Origin of the sequence: Rhizobium sp. CIAT894 (assembly GCF_000172795.2) — a bacterium.
Classification (GTDB): domain Bacteria; phylum Pseudomonadota; class Alphaproteobacteria; order Rhizobiales; family Rhizobiaceae; genus Rhizobium.
In genome coordinates this window covers 3,035,402-3,051,532 of record NZ_CP020947.1, presented here as the reverse complement: position 1 = coordinate 3,051,532, position 16,131 = coordinate 3,035,402, and the positions used below count along the sequence as shown (strand labels likewise).

Annotated in this window: 15 protein-coding genes; all 15 read left to right on the top strand. The window is 61.7% G+C overall.

What is annotated here, in order from left to right:
- Nucleotides 1-93: 93 nt before the first annotated feature.
- The 15 genes from dnaG (at nt 94) to RHEC894_RS15085 (ending at nt 15,949) form a co-directional block, all read left to right on the top strand.
- On the top strand, nt 94-2,097 hold the full coding sequence (dnaG, locus tag RHEC894_RS15150) for a DNA primase (RefSeq protein WP_085739003.1): 2,004 nt from the start codon (nt 94-96) through the stop codon (nt 2,095-2,097).
- The gene (gene recQ, locus RHEC894_RS15145) at nt 2,097-3,962 is read left to right on the top strand and encodes a DNA helicase RecQ (RefSeq protein WP_085737879.1); all 1,866 of its coding nucleotides are present in this window, start codon (nt 2,097-2,099) and stop codon (nt 3,960-3,962) included. Before dnaG ends, recQ begins: the two co-directional genes overlap by 1 nt.
- A 135-nt stretch (nt 3,963-4,097) precedes the next feature.
- Nucleotides 4,098-5,285, top strand: a complete 1,188-nt coding sequence (locus RHEC894_RS15140; protein WP_085739002.1) for a glycine C-acetyltransferase — start codon at nt 4,098-4,100, stop codon at nt 5,283-5,285.
- 252 nt (nt 5,286-5,537) lie between these two features.
- The gene (tdh, locus tag RHEC894_RS15135; RefSeq protein WP_085737878.1) at nt 5,538-6,575 is read left to right on the top strand and encodes an L-threonine 3-dehydrogenase; all 1,038 of its coding nucleotides are present in this window, start codon (nt 5,538-5,540) and stop codon (nt 6,573-6,575) included.
- A 10-nt stretch (nt 6,576-6,585) separates the two neighbouring features.
- The gene (locus tag RHEC894_RS15130) at nt 6,586-6,933 is read left to right on the top strand and encodes a GFA family protein (RefSeq protein ID WP_085737877.1); all 348 of its coding nucleotides are present in this window, start codon (nt 6,586-6,588) and stop codon (nt 6,931-6,933) included.
- 468 nt (nt 6,934-7,401) lie between these two features.
- Nucleotides 7,402-9,459: an RNA polymerase sigma factor RpoD gene (gene rpoD / locus RHEC894_RS15125; protein ID WP_049736253.1), complete on the top strand. Its 2,058-nt coding sequence runs from the start codon at nt 7,402-7,404 to the stop codon at nt 9,457-9,459.
- A gap of 202 nt (nt 9,460-9,661) precedes the next feature.
- Nucleotides 9,662-9,955: a GYD domain-containing protein gene (locus RHEC894_RS15120; protein WP_049736254.1), complete on the top strand. Its 294-nt coding sequence runs from the start codon at nt 9,662-9,664 to the stop codon at nt 9,953-9,955.
- 178 nt (nt 9,956-10,133) lie between these two features.
- Complete coding sequence (locus RHEC894_RS15115) at nt 10,134-10,871, top strand: DUF930 domain-containing protein (protein WP_085737876.1); 738 nt, start codon at nt 10,134-10,136, stop codon at nt 10,869-10,871.
- A gap of 72 nt (nt 10,872-10,943) precedes the next feature.
- Nucleotides 10,944-12,017, top strand: a complete 1,074-nt coding sequence (locus RHEC894_RS15110; protein ID WP_245339472.1) for a DUF930 domain-containing protein — start codon at nt 10,944-10,946, stop codon at nt 12,015-12,017.
- A 99-nt stretch (nt 12,018-12,116) separates the two neighbouring features.
- The gene (locus tag RHEC894_RS33040; RefSeq protein WP_004677707.1) at nt 12,117-12,278 is read left to right on the top strand and encodes a hypothetical protein; all 162 of its coding nucleotides are present in this window, start codon (nt 12,117-12,119) and stop codon (nt 12,276-12,278) included.
- 8 nt (nt 12,279-12,286) lie between these two features.
- Complete coding sequence (locus RHEC894_RS15105) at nt 12,287-13,063, top strand: APH(3')-II family aminoglycoside O-phosphotransferase (RefSeq protein ID WP_085737875.1); 777 nt, start codon at nt 12,287-12,289, stop codon at nt 13,061-13,063.
- 59 nt (nt 13,064-13,122) lie between these two features.
- A complete protein-coding gene (locus tag RHEC894_RS15100; protein WP_085739000.1) occupies nt 13,123-13,929 on the top strand; it encodes an AraC family transcriptional regulator in 807 nt (268 codons plus the stop codon).
- 142 nt (nt 13,930-14,071) lie between these two features.
- Complete coding sequence (locus RHEC894_RS15095) at nt 14,072-14,971, top strand: DMT family transporter (RefSeq protein ID WP_085737874.1); 900 nt, start codon at nt 14,072-14,074, stop codon at nt 14,969-14,971.
- A gap of 107 nt (nt 14,972-15,078) precedes the next feature.
- Complete coding sequence (locus RHEC894_RS15090; RefSeq protein ID WP_010065669.1) at nt 15,079-15,477, top strand: DUF427 domain-containing protein; 399 nt, start codon at nt 15,079-15,081, stop codon at nt 15,475-15,477.
- Nucleotides 15,478-15,715: 238 nt separating this feature from the next.
- Entirely contained in the window at nt 15,716-15,949 is a 234-nt protein-coding gene (locus RHEC894_RS15085; RefSeq protein ID WP_085737873.1) for a hypothetical protein, read from the top strand.
- Nucleotides 15,950-16,131 lie beyond the last annotated feature (182 nt).

Here is a 16,131-nt window from a genome sequence, read left to right as displayed (position 1 = left end):
GATGCACTTGCCTGTGAATAGCGGGTTTTGGTGACAAGTTTCGTGGCGTGGACCGGCAAACCAGCTTATATGGAGGCTGGCCAAGAGGTACAGATGCGCTTTTCCAACACCTTTCTCGACGATATTCGCGACCGCGTTCCGATTTCGAACGTGATCGCGCGCCGCGTGAGCTGGGATAAACGCAAGACCAACGTGTCGCGCGGCGATTACTGGGCCTGCTGCCCGTTCCATGGAGAAAAATCGCCGAGTTTCCACTGTGAGGACCGGAAGGGCCGCTATCACTGCTTCGGCTGCGGCGTCACCGGCGATCACTTCCGCTTTCTGACGGAGCTGGAGGGCTTGAGCTTTCCCGAGGCCGTGCAGCAGATCGCCGATATGGCCGGCGTTCCGATGCCGCTTGCAGATCCTGTGATGGAGAAGCGCGAGAAGGAGCGCGGCTCGCTGATCGACGTCATGGAAATGGCGACGCAGTTTTTCCAGGATCAATTGCAGACGGCGAACGGAGCCAAGGCGCGCGCCTATCTGCGCGACCGCGGGCTGACGGGGCGCACCATCGAGACCTTCCGTCTCGGTTATGCGCCTGACAGCCGCAACGCGCTCAAGGAATTCCTTGCCGGCAAGGGCGTGTTGAAGGAGCAGATCGAGGCCTGCGGCCTGGTCGTTCACGAAAACGTGCCGGTTTCCTACGACCGCTTCCGCGACCGCATCATGTTCCCGATCCTCTCGTCGCGGGAAAAGGTGATCGCCTTCGGCGGCCGCGCCATGTCACCAGATGCGCCGGCGAAATATCTGAATTCCAACGAGACGGAGCTCTTCCACAAGGGCAATGTCCTTTATAATTTCGCCCGGGCGCGCCGCGCCATCCAGGGGCCGGGCCGCGGCGATCAGGACGACAATGCGAGCGGCACCATCATCGCCGTCGAAGGTTATATGGATGTGATCGCGCTCTATCAGGCGGGCGTCGAGAATGCGGTCGCGCCGCTCGGCACGGCGCTCACCGAAAATCAGCTCGAGCTGCTCTGGAAAATGGTGCCACAGCCGGTGCTCTGCTTCGATGGCGACGGTGCCGGTATGCGCGCCGCCAATCGCGCCGCCGAACTGGCGCTGCCGCATCTGAAGCCCGGCCGCACCGTCCGTTTCGCGCTTCTGCCTGATGGCAAGGACCCTGATGATCTCGTGCGCGATGAAGGCCGCGCGCCCTTCGACAAGGTGATGAGCCAGGCAAAGCCGCTTTCGGAGATGCTGTGGAGCCGCGAGGTCAATACCGGCAAATTCGACACGCCCGAGGCGCGCGCCGAGCTCGAGGCGCGGCTGAAGCAGCTGGTCGCCGTCATCGCCGACGAGAATGTGCGCCGTCACTACCAGCAGGATATACGCGACCGGCTGAACGCCTTCTTCCAGCCGCAGTTCCAGAATCGCAGCAGCGGCGAGCGCCGCGGTTTCAACGGCAACGGCAATTCCCGGAACGGCCGCGACAATGCTGCTAAGGCAGGGCCGAAAAGCCCCAGCCTCATTTCCGACCGGCTCGCTCGCTCAGGTCCTGTGCGCGGACACCGGGACAATACGGCGCTGCGCGAAAGCGTGCTGGCGCTGACCGTCGTCAATCATCCGGCGCTGATGATCGACGATTATGACGAGATCGCCGCGATCGAATATGACAGCCGCGAACTGCAGCGGCTCTGGTCGGCGATGCTGGGGGCGGCCGCTGCCGTCGCCGGCCCGCATCTGACGCGCGACTATCTGACCGAGAGGCTGGAATTCGAAGGTTTCGGTCCGCTCATCAAGAGCCTCGATCAGCAGGTGCGCAATGCGCGGCTCTGGACGGCGACTGAGGAGGCGGCGATGGAGGATGCGCGTGAGGGCTACCGCCAGGCGCTCGCCTTTCACAAACGCGCGAAGGCGCTGCGCCGGCAGAAGATGGAACTCGAACGCGAGATTGCGCTGGCGACCGAAGCCGGCGACGGCGAGGCGATCGTTCAGCTGATGCGGGCGCAGCAGGAAGTGCATTTCGAAGGCGTGCGCTTGGAGAATCAGGAGGCGATCATCGACGGCTTCGGCGTGCTTTCCGGCCGCGTCAAAGGGGCGGCGAACCACTGATGCCGCTGACCGAACGGAACGAACCGGGCTTTTCCGCCTCCGATGCGCTGTTTTCCGCCGGCCGCGCGCCGCTCGATGTGTTGAAGCAGGTCTATGGCTATTCCTCCTTCCGCGGCAAGCAGCAGCAGGTGGTCGAACATGTGGTATCAGGCGGCGATGCGGTGGTGCTCTTTCCGACAGGAGCGGGCAAATCGCTGTGCTTCCAGATCCCGGCGCTCTGCCGGGACGGCGTCGGCATCGTCGTTTCGCCGCTGATTGCGCTGATGCGCGATCAGGTCGAGGCGATGAAGCAGCTCGGTATCCGGGCCGCGGCACTCAATTCATCTCTGTCGCGCGAGGAGTTTGTCGAGGTTCGCCGGGCGCTGTCGGCCGGCAAGCTCGACCTTCTCTACGTCACACCCGAGCGCATCCTGACCGACGGCTTCCGCGAACTGATCGCCAACGAAAAGATCGCGCTGTTTGCCATCGACGAGGCCCATTGCGTTTCGCAATGGGGCCATGATTTCCGGCCGGAATATCGCGAGCTCGGCCGTCTCGGCGAGCAATATCCCGGCGTGCCCAGGGTGGCGCTAACGGCAACGGCCGATCCGCATACGCGCGACGATATCATCGAGCGTCTGGGGCTCGATGCTGCCCGGATCTTCACCACCAGCTTCGACCGGTCGAACATCGCCTACGAGATCGTCGAGCGCGACCAGCCGCGCCAGCAGCTCCTGCGGTTTCTCTCCGGTCACAAGGGAAACAGCGGCATCGTCTATTGCCTGTCGCGCGCCAAGGTCGAGGATACGGCCGAGTGGCTGAACGGGCAGGGCATCCGCGCGCGTGCCTATCATGCCGGCATGGACAGGGCGGTTCGCGACGCCAATCAGGACGCTTTCCTCAAGGAGGAAAACCTCTGCCTGGTCGCTACCGTCGCCTTCGGCATGGGCATCGACAAGCCGAATGTGCGTTATGTTGCCCATCTCGATCTGCCGGGTTCGGTGGAAGCCTATTATCAGGAGACCGGGCGTGCGGGGCGCGACGGCCTGCCGTCCGAGGTCTGGATGGCCTATGGCATGGCCGATGTCATCCAGCGCCGCCGGATGATCGACGAGGGCAATGCCGCCGACGAGATCAAGCGGGTCGAGCGCGCCAAGCTCAACGCCTTGCTGGCGATCTGCGAAACCGCCTCCTGCCGCCGGCAGGCGATCCTTGCCCATTTCGGCGAGGCCCATGCCGGCCAATGCGGCAATTGCGACACCTGCCTGAAGCCGGTCGAGACCTGGGAAGGCACGGAAGCGGCAATCAAGGCGCTGGCCGCCGTCTACCGCACCGGCGAACGTTTCGGCGCCGGCCACGTCATCGATGTGCTGGTCGGCAACGCCAACGAGAAGACCGAACGTTTCGGCCACGTCGATATGCCTGTTTTCGGCGCCGGCAAGGATTTTCCGGCGCGCACCTGGCAATCGGTGTTCCGCCAGTTGCTGGCCATGGGGCTGATCCGTATCGATCATGATGCCTACGGGGCGCTGAAGCTGGAGCCGGAAGCACGCGCCGTCTTCAAGCACGAACGGCAGGTGTTCTTCCGCAAGGATCGGCCGGCCTCGGAGCGGCGCACGAAGAAGGCCGAGCGCAGCGAGCGCAAATCGGGACTGTCCGGCGCCGACGGCACTCTCTTCGAGGCGCTGCGGGCCGAGCGTATGTCGATCGCGAAATCGCTCGGCGTACCGCCCTATGTCGTCTTTCCCGATACGACGCTGATCGCTTTCGCCACGGAGCGGCCGCGCAGCCGCAAGGAATTGCTCGGCATATCGGGCGTCGGCCAATCGAAGCTCGAGCGCTACGGCGATGCGTTCCTGGAGATCATTCTCTCGCACGACCAGTAGTCCGGAGGGGTTCGGCCTCTCTGGCTGCCGATCTTCTTTATGAAAATATTTCGTACCGGATCGGCGACATCCGCACTTGCTTTGTGCTAATTGCAGCGCCCATCGGAGAATGTTTTGGACAAAAGGGCGCTTACGATGACAAAAGCATTTCTCTCCCACCTGCAATCTGAATTGGCCTCTCTCAGGGATGCTGGCCTTTACAAGTCAGAACGCGTCATCACCTCGAAGCAGGCTGGCGAAATCGCCGTTGTTTCCGGCGAGCGGGTGCTGAATTTCTGCGCCAACAACTATCTCGGCCTTGCCGACAACGAGGAACTGGCCGAGGCCGGCAAGCAGGCGCTCGACCGCTACGGCTACGGCATGGCCTCGGTACGCTTCATCTGCGGCACGCAGGAAGAACACAAGCAGCTCGAGGCGCGCATCTCCTCCTTCCTCGGCATGGAGGACACGATCCTCTATTCTTCCTGTTTCGATGCCAATGGCGGTCTATTTGAAACGCTGCTTTCCGAAGAGGATGCGATCATCTCGGATGCGCTGAACCACGCCTCGATCATCGACGGCGTGCGTCTCTCCAAGGCCAAACGCTTCCGTTACGCCAATAACGACATGGCGGCACTCGAAGAGGAACTGAAGAAGGCCGAAGGCAGCCGCTTCAAGCTGATCGCCACCGACGGCGTCTTCTCGATGGACGGCATCATCGCCAATTTGGGCGGCGTCTGCGATCTCGCCGAGAAATACGGCGCCATGGTCATGGTCGATGACAGCCATGCGGTGGGCTTCGTCGGCAGGAACGGCCGTGGCTCGCCCGAACATTGCGGCGTCGAGGGGCGGATCGACATCATCACCGGCACGCTCGGCAAGGCGCTCGGCGGCGCCTCGGGCGGTTATACTTCGGCGAAAGCCGAGGTCGTCGAATGGCTGCGGCAGCGCTCGCGGCCCTATCTGTTCTCGAACACCTTGGCACCGGTCATCGCCGCCGCCTCGCTCAAGGTGTTCGACCTCATCGAAAACGGCGATGCCTTGCGCAAGCGCCTCTCCGACAATGCCGATCTCTTCCGCGCCGAGATGGGGAAGCTCGGCTTCACCCTTGCCGGCGAAGGCCATCCGATCATCCCGGTCATGCTCGGCGACGCCAAGCTCGCTCAGGACATGGCGGGGCTGATGCTGAAGAAGGGGATCTATGTCATCGGCTTTTCCTTCCCGGTCGTGCCGAAGGGCCAAGCTCGCATCCGCACGCAGATGTCGGCGGCGCATTCGAAGGCGGATGTGGAGCGGGCGATTGCGGCCTTTGCGGAAGCCGGGCGGGAGCTGGGTGTGATTTGAGAATGGGAGATTGCTTCTTAGTCTGAGGCCGGAGCGGCTTGCTCCCTCTTCTCCCCAGCGGGGAGAAGGTGGCCCGAAGGGTCGGATGAGGGGGCGGAGCGACGCGACGATTCGAGCGTCGAGCGAGAAGCAAAGTAAGGTCTATATGGCGTGCCGTGTGGCCCCCTCATCCGCCCTATGGGCACCTTCTCCCCGCTGGGGAGAAGAGGGAGTCGCAAGGTCCGGCACCAGAACAAGGGCGGGATATTGTTGATGTCGAACATGATGAAGGCGCTGGTCAAATCAAAACCCGAAGTCGGGCTCTGGATGGAGAAGGTGCCGGTGCCGGAGGTCGGGCCGAACGATGTGCTGATCCGGGTAAAGAAATCGGCGATCTGCGGCACCGACGTCCATATCTGGAACTGGGACCAGTGGGCGCAGAAGACCATTCCGGTGCCGATGGTCGTCGGCCATGAATTCTCCGGCGAGATCGCCGAGATCGGCTCGGCGGTCACCCGTTATCATGTCGGCGAGCGGGTCTCCGGCGAGGGCCATATCGTCTGCGGGAAGTGCCGCAACTGCCGGGCGGGCAGGGGGCATCTCTGCCGCAACACGCTTGGCGTCGGCGTCAACCGGCCGGGTTCGTTCGGCGAGTTCGTCTGCATTCCCGAAAGCAATGTCGTGGCAATCCCGGACGATATCTCAGATGAGATCGCCGCGATCTTCGATCCGTTCGGCAATGCCGTGCACACGGCGCTCTCCTTCGATCTTGTCGGCGAGGACGTGCTTGTCACCGGCGCCGGGCCGATCGGCATCATGGGGGCGCTGGTCGCCAAGCGGTCCGGCGCCCGCAAGGTCGTCATCACCGATATCAATCCGCATAGGCTGGATCTGGCGCGCAAACTCGGCATCGACCATGTCGTCAATGCGTCGAGCGAAAATCTGGCCGACGTGATGAAGGCGATCGGCATGACGGAGGGTTTCGATGTCGGGCTGGAAATGTCGGGTGCCGCCCCCGCTTTCCGCGACATGATCGACAAGATGAACAATGGCGGCAAGATCGCCATTCTCGGCATTGCGCCCGCTGGTTTCGAGATCGACTGGAACAAGGTGATTTTCAAGATGCTCAATCTCAAGGGCATCTACGGCCGTGAGATGTTCGAGACCTGGTACAAGATGATCGCCTTCGTCCAGGGCGGCCTTGACCTTGCGCCGATCATCACTCATCGCATCAGGATCGATGAGTTTCGCGACGGCTTCGAGGCGATGCGCTCGGGCAACTCGGGCAAGGTCGTGATGGATTGGATGTGAGGAGGAAGACATGCTTTATGAAGGAAGCTGCCATTGCGGCAAGGTCGCTTTCGAGGTCGAAGGCGAATTCACCGAGGCGCTGGACTGCAACTGTTCGCTCTGCCGCCGGCGGGGCGGGCTTCTGGCCTTCGTGGCGCGCGACAAGCTGGTGCTGAAGACGCCCGAAGAGGATCTCTCCACCTATACTTTCAACCGGCATGTCATCCGGCATCACTTCTGCGCCAAGTGCGGCATTGCACCGTTCGGCGAAGGCGTGGCCCCGAATGGCGCCGCCATGGCGTCGGTCAATCTGCGTTGCATTCCCGCAGTCGATCTCGGCGCGCTGAAGGTGACGGCCTATGATGGCGAGGCAAAGTAGCCAATATTTGGCTGGCACAGGCGAATAGAGCAACGATAGGACTGCAAAAACGCTGCGAACAACTGGCACGGCGGGCAAAATCTTTGCTGCCCTTGTCTTTTGTTCGTCGCATCTTAAATAAGGTTTGCAATCGCTGCCGCGGTTCAAAGCCTGTGGATAAGGCTTTTTCCGATTTTTCGTGAGCTTTTTTTGTGGAAAAGCTTGACGAGAGCAAAAAATGTGGGAATCACCGTTCGACTTGTTGAAACGGTGAACTGGGTCAAGGCGGATCGCGCAACCATGGCCGGAAATCCAAACGCAAAAAAGCTTTGCTGTCCGGTGCCGGCTATCGTGGTTAATCAGGCTTTAAATGTCATCCCGTTAGGTGGGCAAAGGTGATTCATGGGGCGGCGCGAGCGACGCGTCAGGCCCTGAGACGGCCCATTCACCGTAGCGAGATTGGATAGCGTCAGGAAGGCGACGATATAAATGGCAACCAAGGTCAAAGAGAACGAAGACGCGGAAGTCGAACGCGATGGCGCAAGCGACGGCCCTCTTCTCGATCTTTCCGACGACGCGGTCAAGAAGATGATCAAGGCCGCCAAGAAGCGCGGCTATGTGACGATGGATGAGCTGAACGCCGTCCTGCCGTCCGAAGAAGTGACATCCGAGCAGATCGAAGACACGATGTCGATGCTCTCGGACATGGGCATCAACGTCATCGAGGATGAAGAAGCCGAGGAAGCCGGTGCTTCCAGCGGTGGTGATGACGACGACGCCGGCGGCGACGAGGAGAGCGAAGGCGGCGAACTCGCGCCGTCGAGCGGTACTGCGCTCGCAACCGCCAAGAAGAAAGAACCGACCGACCGCACCGATGACCCGGTGCGCATGTATCTGCGCGAAATGGGCTCGGTGGAGCTTCTTTCCCGCGAGGGCGAAATCGCCATCGCCAAGCGCATCGAGGCCGGCCGCGAAACGATGATCGCGGGCCTCTGCGAGAGCCCGCTGACCTTCCAGGCGATCATCATCTGGCGCGACGAACTCAACGAAGGCACGACGCTGCTGCGCGAGATCATCGATCTCGAAACAACCTATTCCGGTCCCGAAGCCAAGGCTGCGCCGCAGTTCCAGAGCCCCGAGAAGATCGAGGCCGACCGCAAGGCTGCCGAAGAGAAGGAAAAGACCCGCCGCGCCCGCTCCGGCGACGACGACATCACCGATGTCGGCGGCGAAGGCCTGCCTCCGGAAGAGGAGGAAGAGGACGAGGACGAATCCAATCTCTCGCTGGCGGCGATGGAAGCCGAGCTTCGCCCGCAGGTGATGGAGACGCTCGATACGATCGCCGAGACCTACAAGAAGCTGCGCAAGCTGCAGGACCAGCAGGTCGAGCAGCGCCTGTCGGCATCCGGCACGCTGTCTTCAGCCCAGGAGCGCCGCTACAAGGAGCTCAAGGACGAACTGATCAAGGCCGTCAAGTCGCTGTCGCTCAACCAGAACCGCATCGACGCCCTGGTCGAGCAGCTTTACGACATCAACAAGCGCCTCGTTTCCAACGAAGGCCGCTTGTTGCGTCTGGCCGAATCCTACGGCGTCAAGCGTGATAGCTTCCTGGAACAGTATCAGGGTGCCGAGCTCGATCCGAACTGGATGAAGTCGATCGGCAATCTGGCTGCCCGCGGCTGGAAGGAATTCGCCCGCGGCGAAAACACGACGATCCGCGACATCCGCCAGGAAATCCAGAATCTCGCGACCGAGACCGGCATTTCGATTTCGGAATTCCGCCGCATCGTGCACATGGTGCAGAAGGGCGAGCGCGAAGCGCGCATCGCCAAGAAGGAGATGGTCGAAGCGAACCTTCGCCTGGTCATCTCCATCGCCAAGAAATACACGAACCGCGGCCTGCAGTTCCTCGACCTCATTCAGGAAGGCAATATCGGCCTGATGAAGGCGGTCGACAAGTTCGAATACCGCCGCGGCTACAAGTTCTCGACCTATGCGACGTGGTGGATCCGTCAGGCGATCACCCGCTCGATCGCCGACCAGGCCCGCACGATCCGCATTCCGGTGCACATGATCGAGACGATCAATAAGATCGTCCGCACCTCGCGCCAGATGCTGCATGAGATCGGCCGCGAGCCGACGCCGGAAGAACTGGCCGAAAAGCTCGCCATGCCGCTCGAAAAGGTCCGCAAGGTCCTGAAGATCGCCAAGGAGCCGATCTCGCTCGAAACCCCGGTGGGCGACGAAGAAGATTCGCATCTCGGCGATTTCATCGAGGACAAGAACGCGCTGCTGCCGATCGACGCCGCCATCCAGGCGAACCTGCGCGAGACGACGACCCGCGTTCTCGCCTCGCTGACGCCGCGCGAAGAACGTGTCCTGCGCATGCGCTTCGGCATCGGCATGAACACCGACCACACGCTCGAAGAAGTCGGTCAGCAGTTCTCGGTCACCCGCGAACGTATCCGCCAGATCGAGGCAAAGGCGCTGCGCAAGCTGAAGCATCCGAGCCGCTCGAGAAAGCTGCGCTCGTTCCTCGACAGCTGATTTGGACAACGTCATTCTGATTGGAAAGCCGGGCCTCGCGCCCGGCTTTTGCGTTGTGATTAGTACCAATGATCCCGGCGGCTTCTTGTCCCTCCATGGTGACAGGCCTATAATCCGGTCACGGGGGAAGGGATCGATCGCGACGCGCGAGCGAGGGTCGACGTATACCTGCGTAGACCGGTCCTCCGTTAGGAGGTGCGACATGACCACTTACATTCTTTTGATCAACTGGACGGACCAAGGCATCCGTACGGTTCGCGACTCGACAAAACGGCTGGACGCGGCGAAGAAACTGCTCGCCGGCGTCGGCGGCTCCTTCAACCAGTTCTATCTGACGATGGGCGGACACGACATGGTCGCCGTCTGCGAGGCGCCCGACGACGCGGTGATGGCGCATTTTACGCTGTCGCTTGCCATGGCGGGGAATGTCCGCACCGAGACGTTGAAGGCCTTTCCTGAGGCGGCCTATCGGGATCTCATCGGTTCGCTCGGCTGAATGCAATTAAAGATTGTGTATTTTATCTGTTGCATGGCCTCGGCTGTGCTGGCAGTGTCACACCGTGCTTCAATTTACGCGGCAGGGCTCCCGGCCCAATTTTTCGGCAAGCTTCATGATGAAAGCGCTTCCCAGTTTCATGATCGCCGCCGATCGTCCGGCCGCTGCTTTCTGACCGATGGAACTGGCGGCGGGCAAATGGGACGATGGGATCCAGCGGGGCGCGGCGGCGTCCTTCGCTTTGCATGCCGCGGCGATCCTGGCTCTCCTGCTACTGTTGCCGAAGGCCGAGCCGCCGCTGCCATTGCCCGATGACGGCCTCTCGGTGGAGATCGTTCCGCAGCCGGCGGGAGCAGTGAAAACGGTCGAGCCGGTCAAGGCGTCTTCGCCTGAAGCGGCAAAGCCCGAAGCTGCGGCGCGCCCGGCAGAAAGGTCTGCGCCGGTTGCCAGTCATGCGCCGGCTGCGGCAATGCCGTCCGTGACGCCGATCGCTCCGCCGGCGCCGAAGCCGGCTGAATTCGTCGCGGCAAGCCGGCTGTTTTCCGACAAGGTGCTGGCCGATCCGCGCAGCCGGCGCGCCCGCGAAGCGCTGCGCGGCCTTGCCAGCGGCGAGCGCAATCTGCAGCTTTGCGACCTCGAGGCGCTGGAGCAGATCCGCCGGGCGCGGCCGGATATGCGACCCGATACGCTCGCTCCCTATGCGATGGCGCCGGAGAAGGTCAGCAGCGACAGCGTCGAGGTGAGGGGCGGCGCGTTGCGCAGCAACAGGGCATGGTACAATATCCAGTTCAAATGCGGGCTCGATGCCGGCTCCGGCAAGGTCACCTCCTTCGCCTTTCTCGTCGGCGATGCCATTCCTCAAGGCGAATGGCAGGCGCACAATCTGGTGGCCGACGATGGGCCTGGCGACCAATGACCGCGGCTGCGATCACGAGGTTTTTTCCGTTTACGGCTTGATGCTGCCGGTTTTAAAGGCCACATCGCTGCTGTGACAGACGACGCGGAACTGGCAGAAACGAATCATGCGACGGCAAAACAGCGGCCCGAAATCCGCTGGGGTGTCGGCGTGTCGGTGCTTCTGCATGTTCCGCTGATAGCGCTTCTCGTTTTCGGGCTGCCGAAGATCGAGCCGAAACCCGCCGAAGACGAGAGCGTGAAGGTGGAGCTCGTGCCCCCGCCGGAGGAAAAGAAACCGGAGCCTAAGCCCGAGGAAAAACCGTCGGAGCCGAAGTTGAAGCCGCCGGAGAAAGCCAAGAAGGAACCTTCTCCTCCGCCGCCTCCACCACCACCTCCGCCGCGCCGCGTTGAAAACAAGCCATCAGAGCAAGCTAAGTCTGCCGCCCCTATGCCAAGTTTATCCCCTGTCTTCGAGTTTGGTGACAAGAATAGCGGGCCGAAAAAATCGACGGCGGGAAATTCCTCTGAGGGCGAAATAAAACCCGCGACGACAGCGCCTGAGCATGGCGCAAAGCCCCAACAGCCGCCTGCAGAGGTTTCTGCTGAAAAGCCGCAGGCTGAGACATCGCCGGCACGGCCGGTTCCGGATGACGTGAAGCTCCCTGAGGTTGATACGGCGGATGTTTCTTCCGAACGCAATGCGCCTCTTGCAGAAGCGGCCGGTGAAGCCAAGACTGATATCGAGGTGACAAAGCCGCCAGAACAGAAACCTCCTGAACCGTCTAAGGCGGATGTCGCAAAAGACGATTTGCCCAAAGCGAAGACATTATTTTCGCAGACAGCCGACGATGATCCGGTGGCGAGGATCGCGATGAACGGTGTGCCGCGGGGCAAACGAATTGCCCAACTTTGCGGTAATGAACTCCAGCAACAGCTCATCCATGATACGCCCAGCTTTCAGCCGATCATCGTGCCGACTTTCGGACTATCGAGCGGCACAGTTCTGGATATCAAGAGTGCGGCTTTCCGCACCGCCAAAGGCTGGTATCAAATTCGGTTCCGTTGCGAGGTTAACGAGGACGCCACCAAAGTCATCTCGTTTGCCCATGAGGCTGGCGAGTTGATCCCTCGTAGCCGGTATGCGACCTATAGCATTCGTGAGTAATTGACGTGAGCCGAGGCATCCTGCAACAAGCCACGCGCAAGGAACCCCATCTAGCCTTTCCTCATGGCCGTGATGATACGGTGAAGAAGGGACGATGATATGTCGAACGAGATCGAGCGTTTTCTGGAGCGTCAGGATGAAGCCGTCAGCGCGCTGTTTCTTGAAAACAAGGGCGACGAGCTGACCGATATTCTGGTAGCGGCCCTCGAAGAGGCTTTCGAGATCCTGCTCGAAGCCGCGCCCGCCGAAACGCTTCATTGAAATTTTCCATGACATTGCTGCCCGGAGCGCTTGTCGACCGGCTGTCGGGCTATCGGATGGAGCGGGATGCGCTCGGCCGTTCGGCGGCGAGCGTCTTTCGGCTGGAAGGCGAGGGCCTGCCGGTCCTCTACCTTAAGGTCGAGGCAATGGGGCCGTTCGGCGAGCTCGCCGATGAAGCAGCGAGGCTTGACTGGCTCAAGGCTTCCGGTCTGCCCTGTCCCGAAGTCATTGCGTGGGAAAGCAGCGGCGGGCGCAACCGGCTGCTGATCAGCGCCCTGCCAGGCGCTGATCTCGCCAGCGCGTCGACGCTGACGCCGCTTATGCGGGTGGAATTGCTGGCGGCGGCGCTTCTCGGCCTGCATCGCCTGCCGATCGCCTCCTGCCCCTTCGATCACCGGCTGGAGAACCGTATTGCCGCGGCCAAAGCGCGGATGCAGGCGGGCATCGTCGACGAGACCGATTTCGACGAGACGCGGCTTGGGAAAAGTGCCGAGACGCTGTTTGCCGAACTCGAAAACAGAAGGCCGGGCCGCGAGGATCTCGTCGTCACCCATGGCGATGCCTGCCTGCCGAATTTCATCGCCTCGGCAGAAGGGTTCTCCGGCTATATCGATTGCAGCCGTCTCGGCGTCGCCGATCGCCATCAGGATATCGCGCTCGCCTGCCGCAGCATCGCCCATAATTTTGGCGGGGCGCTGGTGCAGCCCTTCCTCGATCGTTACGGGCTGACGACGCCGGATCCGGCGAGGCTCCATTATTTCCAGTTGCTCGACGAGTTCTTCTAGCCATTGCCGCATTTCCATCCGGCTGGCAGAGTGGCCGCAATCGAACCTGCGGGCAGATGATGGCGAAGAACCAGTTCAGGATGTTGCGCTCGGCGCTGGCGGGCGTCGAAGCGGTGGAGGCGGAAACGCATCTGAGTTTTGCCAGGCATACGCATGAGCAGTTCGGCATCGGCCTCGTCTCGTCAGGGGCGCAGAAATCGCTGAGCGGGCGCGGCATGGTGGAGGCCTGGGCCGGCGACATCATCACCGTCAATCCGAACGAGGTGCATGACGGCGCGCCGATCGGTCAGAGCCGATCCTGGCGCATCCTCTATTTCGATCCCGAGATCGTCACCGGCCTGTCGCGAGAGATCGGCGAGGGTGGGACGAGGCGCTCGGAGATCCCGCATCCGGTCATCCGTAACGGGGCGATTGCCGCCCGCTTCGAGATGCTGTTTCGCGCTGCGACCGGCAACGGAGCGGCCGACGGGCTGCTGTGCGATCAACTGCTGCTGCGCCTCGCCGCCGATGTCATGCGGGAACGAGGCGACTACGATGGGCCGCCGCCGGTGCCGGCTTCCATCCGTGCCGCGCGAGACCTGATCGACGACGACCCGCTTGCCGCCGTCTCGCTTGCCGATCTTGCCAGGGAAAGCGGGCTCAGCCGCTTCCAGGTGCTGCGCGGCTTTGCCAAGGCGACGGGATTGACGCCGCATGCCTATCTCGTCCAGGCCCGCATCCATATCGCCCGGCGACTGATCGCCCAAGGCATGCCGCTTGCCGAAGCGGCCTTTGCCAGCGGCTTTGCCGATCAGAGCCACATGACGCGCGTCTTCGTGCGCAGATATGGCCTTTCGCCGCGGCTTTATGCCGGCGCCTTTCTTTGAGTGATGACGGCATTCGAGTTTTCGTCACCGGGCAGTTCAGATGAGGCTGGCCGCTGCGCCGCAGTTCCTTATGCCCTGCAATTTCGTTCAAGATCTCTGACTGCTCCTGCTGTTTCTTCGGCGCGCCAAACAGGAGCGCATTATGTCGAGACAGGTTCAAGGGTATCTCTATCTGGCTTTGGCCATGCTGACGGTCGGAAGCACGGTCATTGCGAGCAAGCTCATCGCTTCGGGCTTGGCGCCGTTCAGCGCCACCGCCTTGCGCTTCGCTCTCGCATGTCCCATCCTCCTCCTGCTCATGCGGGCGACCGGCACCCGGCTGCCGAAGCTTGCGGGGCATGACCGCCTCATCCTCTTCGTTCAAGCCGGCGCCGGCAGCGTCGGCTATACGACGCTGCTGATATCGGGCCTGCACCTGACTTCGGCGGCCGATGCCGGCGTCATCATCGGCACGCTGCCGGTGGTTTCGGCGGTGATTTCGATCCTCGTCCTTGGCGAACGGCCGGGGCGTGCCCTGCTTCTGGCCGTGGTGCTGGCAACGGCAGGCGTGCTCTCGATCGCTTTCACGCCGGAGGCGACCGGCGGCTCGTTTGCCGGCAATGTGCTGATTTTCCTGGCGGTCATCTGCGAGGGTTTGTTCATCCTCCTGAACAAGCGGCTGCGAACGGAGATCCCGCCGCTTGCCCAGTCGACGCTGATGACCGGCATCGGTTTCATCGTCGCCCTCATTCCGGCCGTTTTCGAGATGCCCCTTGCCCACGCAGTTTCGCCTAACGCCGTCGCTGCCGTCGTCTATTATGCGCTGGTGCCGACCGTCGGCGGCTTTCTGCTCTGGTATGCCGGGGCCGAAAGAGTGAGCGGCACCGAAGCCGCGCTCTTCACTGCGCTTGCGCCGGTGTCCGCCGTCATGCTGGCGGCTCTGATCCTCGGCGAGCCGGTCGGGCTCAACCAGATCGCCGGCATCGCCTGCGTGCTGGCGGCCGTGCTCGGGCTTGGCCTGGCCGGGCGCCGCGCTGCGATGAAAACGACAGCGAAGGGGTAGATCATGCGGTTTAGCCGTTCCGAGGCGATCTGGCAGGCTTGAAGCCTTGGGTCGGCGGCATCGCCGCCCTATTTCCCTCGGATCGATATCTTCCGGAGATGAACCTCATGCCAGACAAATCGATCAAGATCCCGGGGCCTGACCATCCGATCACCATCGAGCACAATCCCGCCCGCGTCGTCGTCACGCTCAGCGGCAGGACGATTGCCGATAGCCGCGATGCGCTGACGCTGTGTGAGGCTTCCTATCCGCCGGTGCAGTATATTCCGCGCAGAGATGTGGATATGTCGCTGCTGCAGCGCACCGACCATACCAGCCACTGTCCCTATAAGGGCGATGCCGCCTATTACAGCATCATTCCGGGCGGCGAGCGCTCGGAGAATGCGGTCTGGACGTACGAGGCGCCGAATGCCGCCGTCAGCAGCATCAAGGACCATCTCGCCTTCTATCCCAACCGCGTCGACGGCATCGAGGAAATGGCCTCGCCTGAGGCCGGCACTTTCTGACGACGATACGGTTTAAAATCCATCCGTCGGAACCGGGGACCGGAACAAGTTGCCGGCGGGAACAAATAGCCCGCGGGAACAAGTTGCCCGCGGGATCGTTAGGTTGATCTAGAGCATGATGCCGAAAAGTGTGAGCGGTTTTCTCATGACATCATGCTCTAACTCTTTAATTTAGAACAGGATTCAGATTTAAGGCCGACCCGGCCTTAAATTACCCTGTTCTAGCGGGGGATGTGTCGTGCCGAAATTCTATTTTCAGCTCTTCGATCGTGACGGCGTCGGCGCGACCGAGACGGGATATGAATTCGAGACCATCGAGGCCGCGAAAGCCGAGGCGCGGCGCGTGCTGGCGGAAATGGCTGTCGAAGGCCTTCCGACAGCGCCGCTCAACATGTTCTCGGTGGAACTCTTCGACGAAATCAGGCGGCCGCTCGCCGAAATCCGGCTGATTCTCGAAGAAATTCCGAAGTAATCGCGATCGGCGCGCCGACCCCGGGACGCCACGATTGGATGCCTGTCGATCGAGCCGGGCAATCGCAAAACTATGTCAAATTTAATTGCCGGCCATGAAGGCGGGTCCTATGCATGTGGCGCAAAAATGTGGGGCGCTTTGCGATACGACATGTATAAAAACAAGGAGTTAAAGAGTTAGAG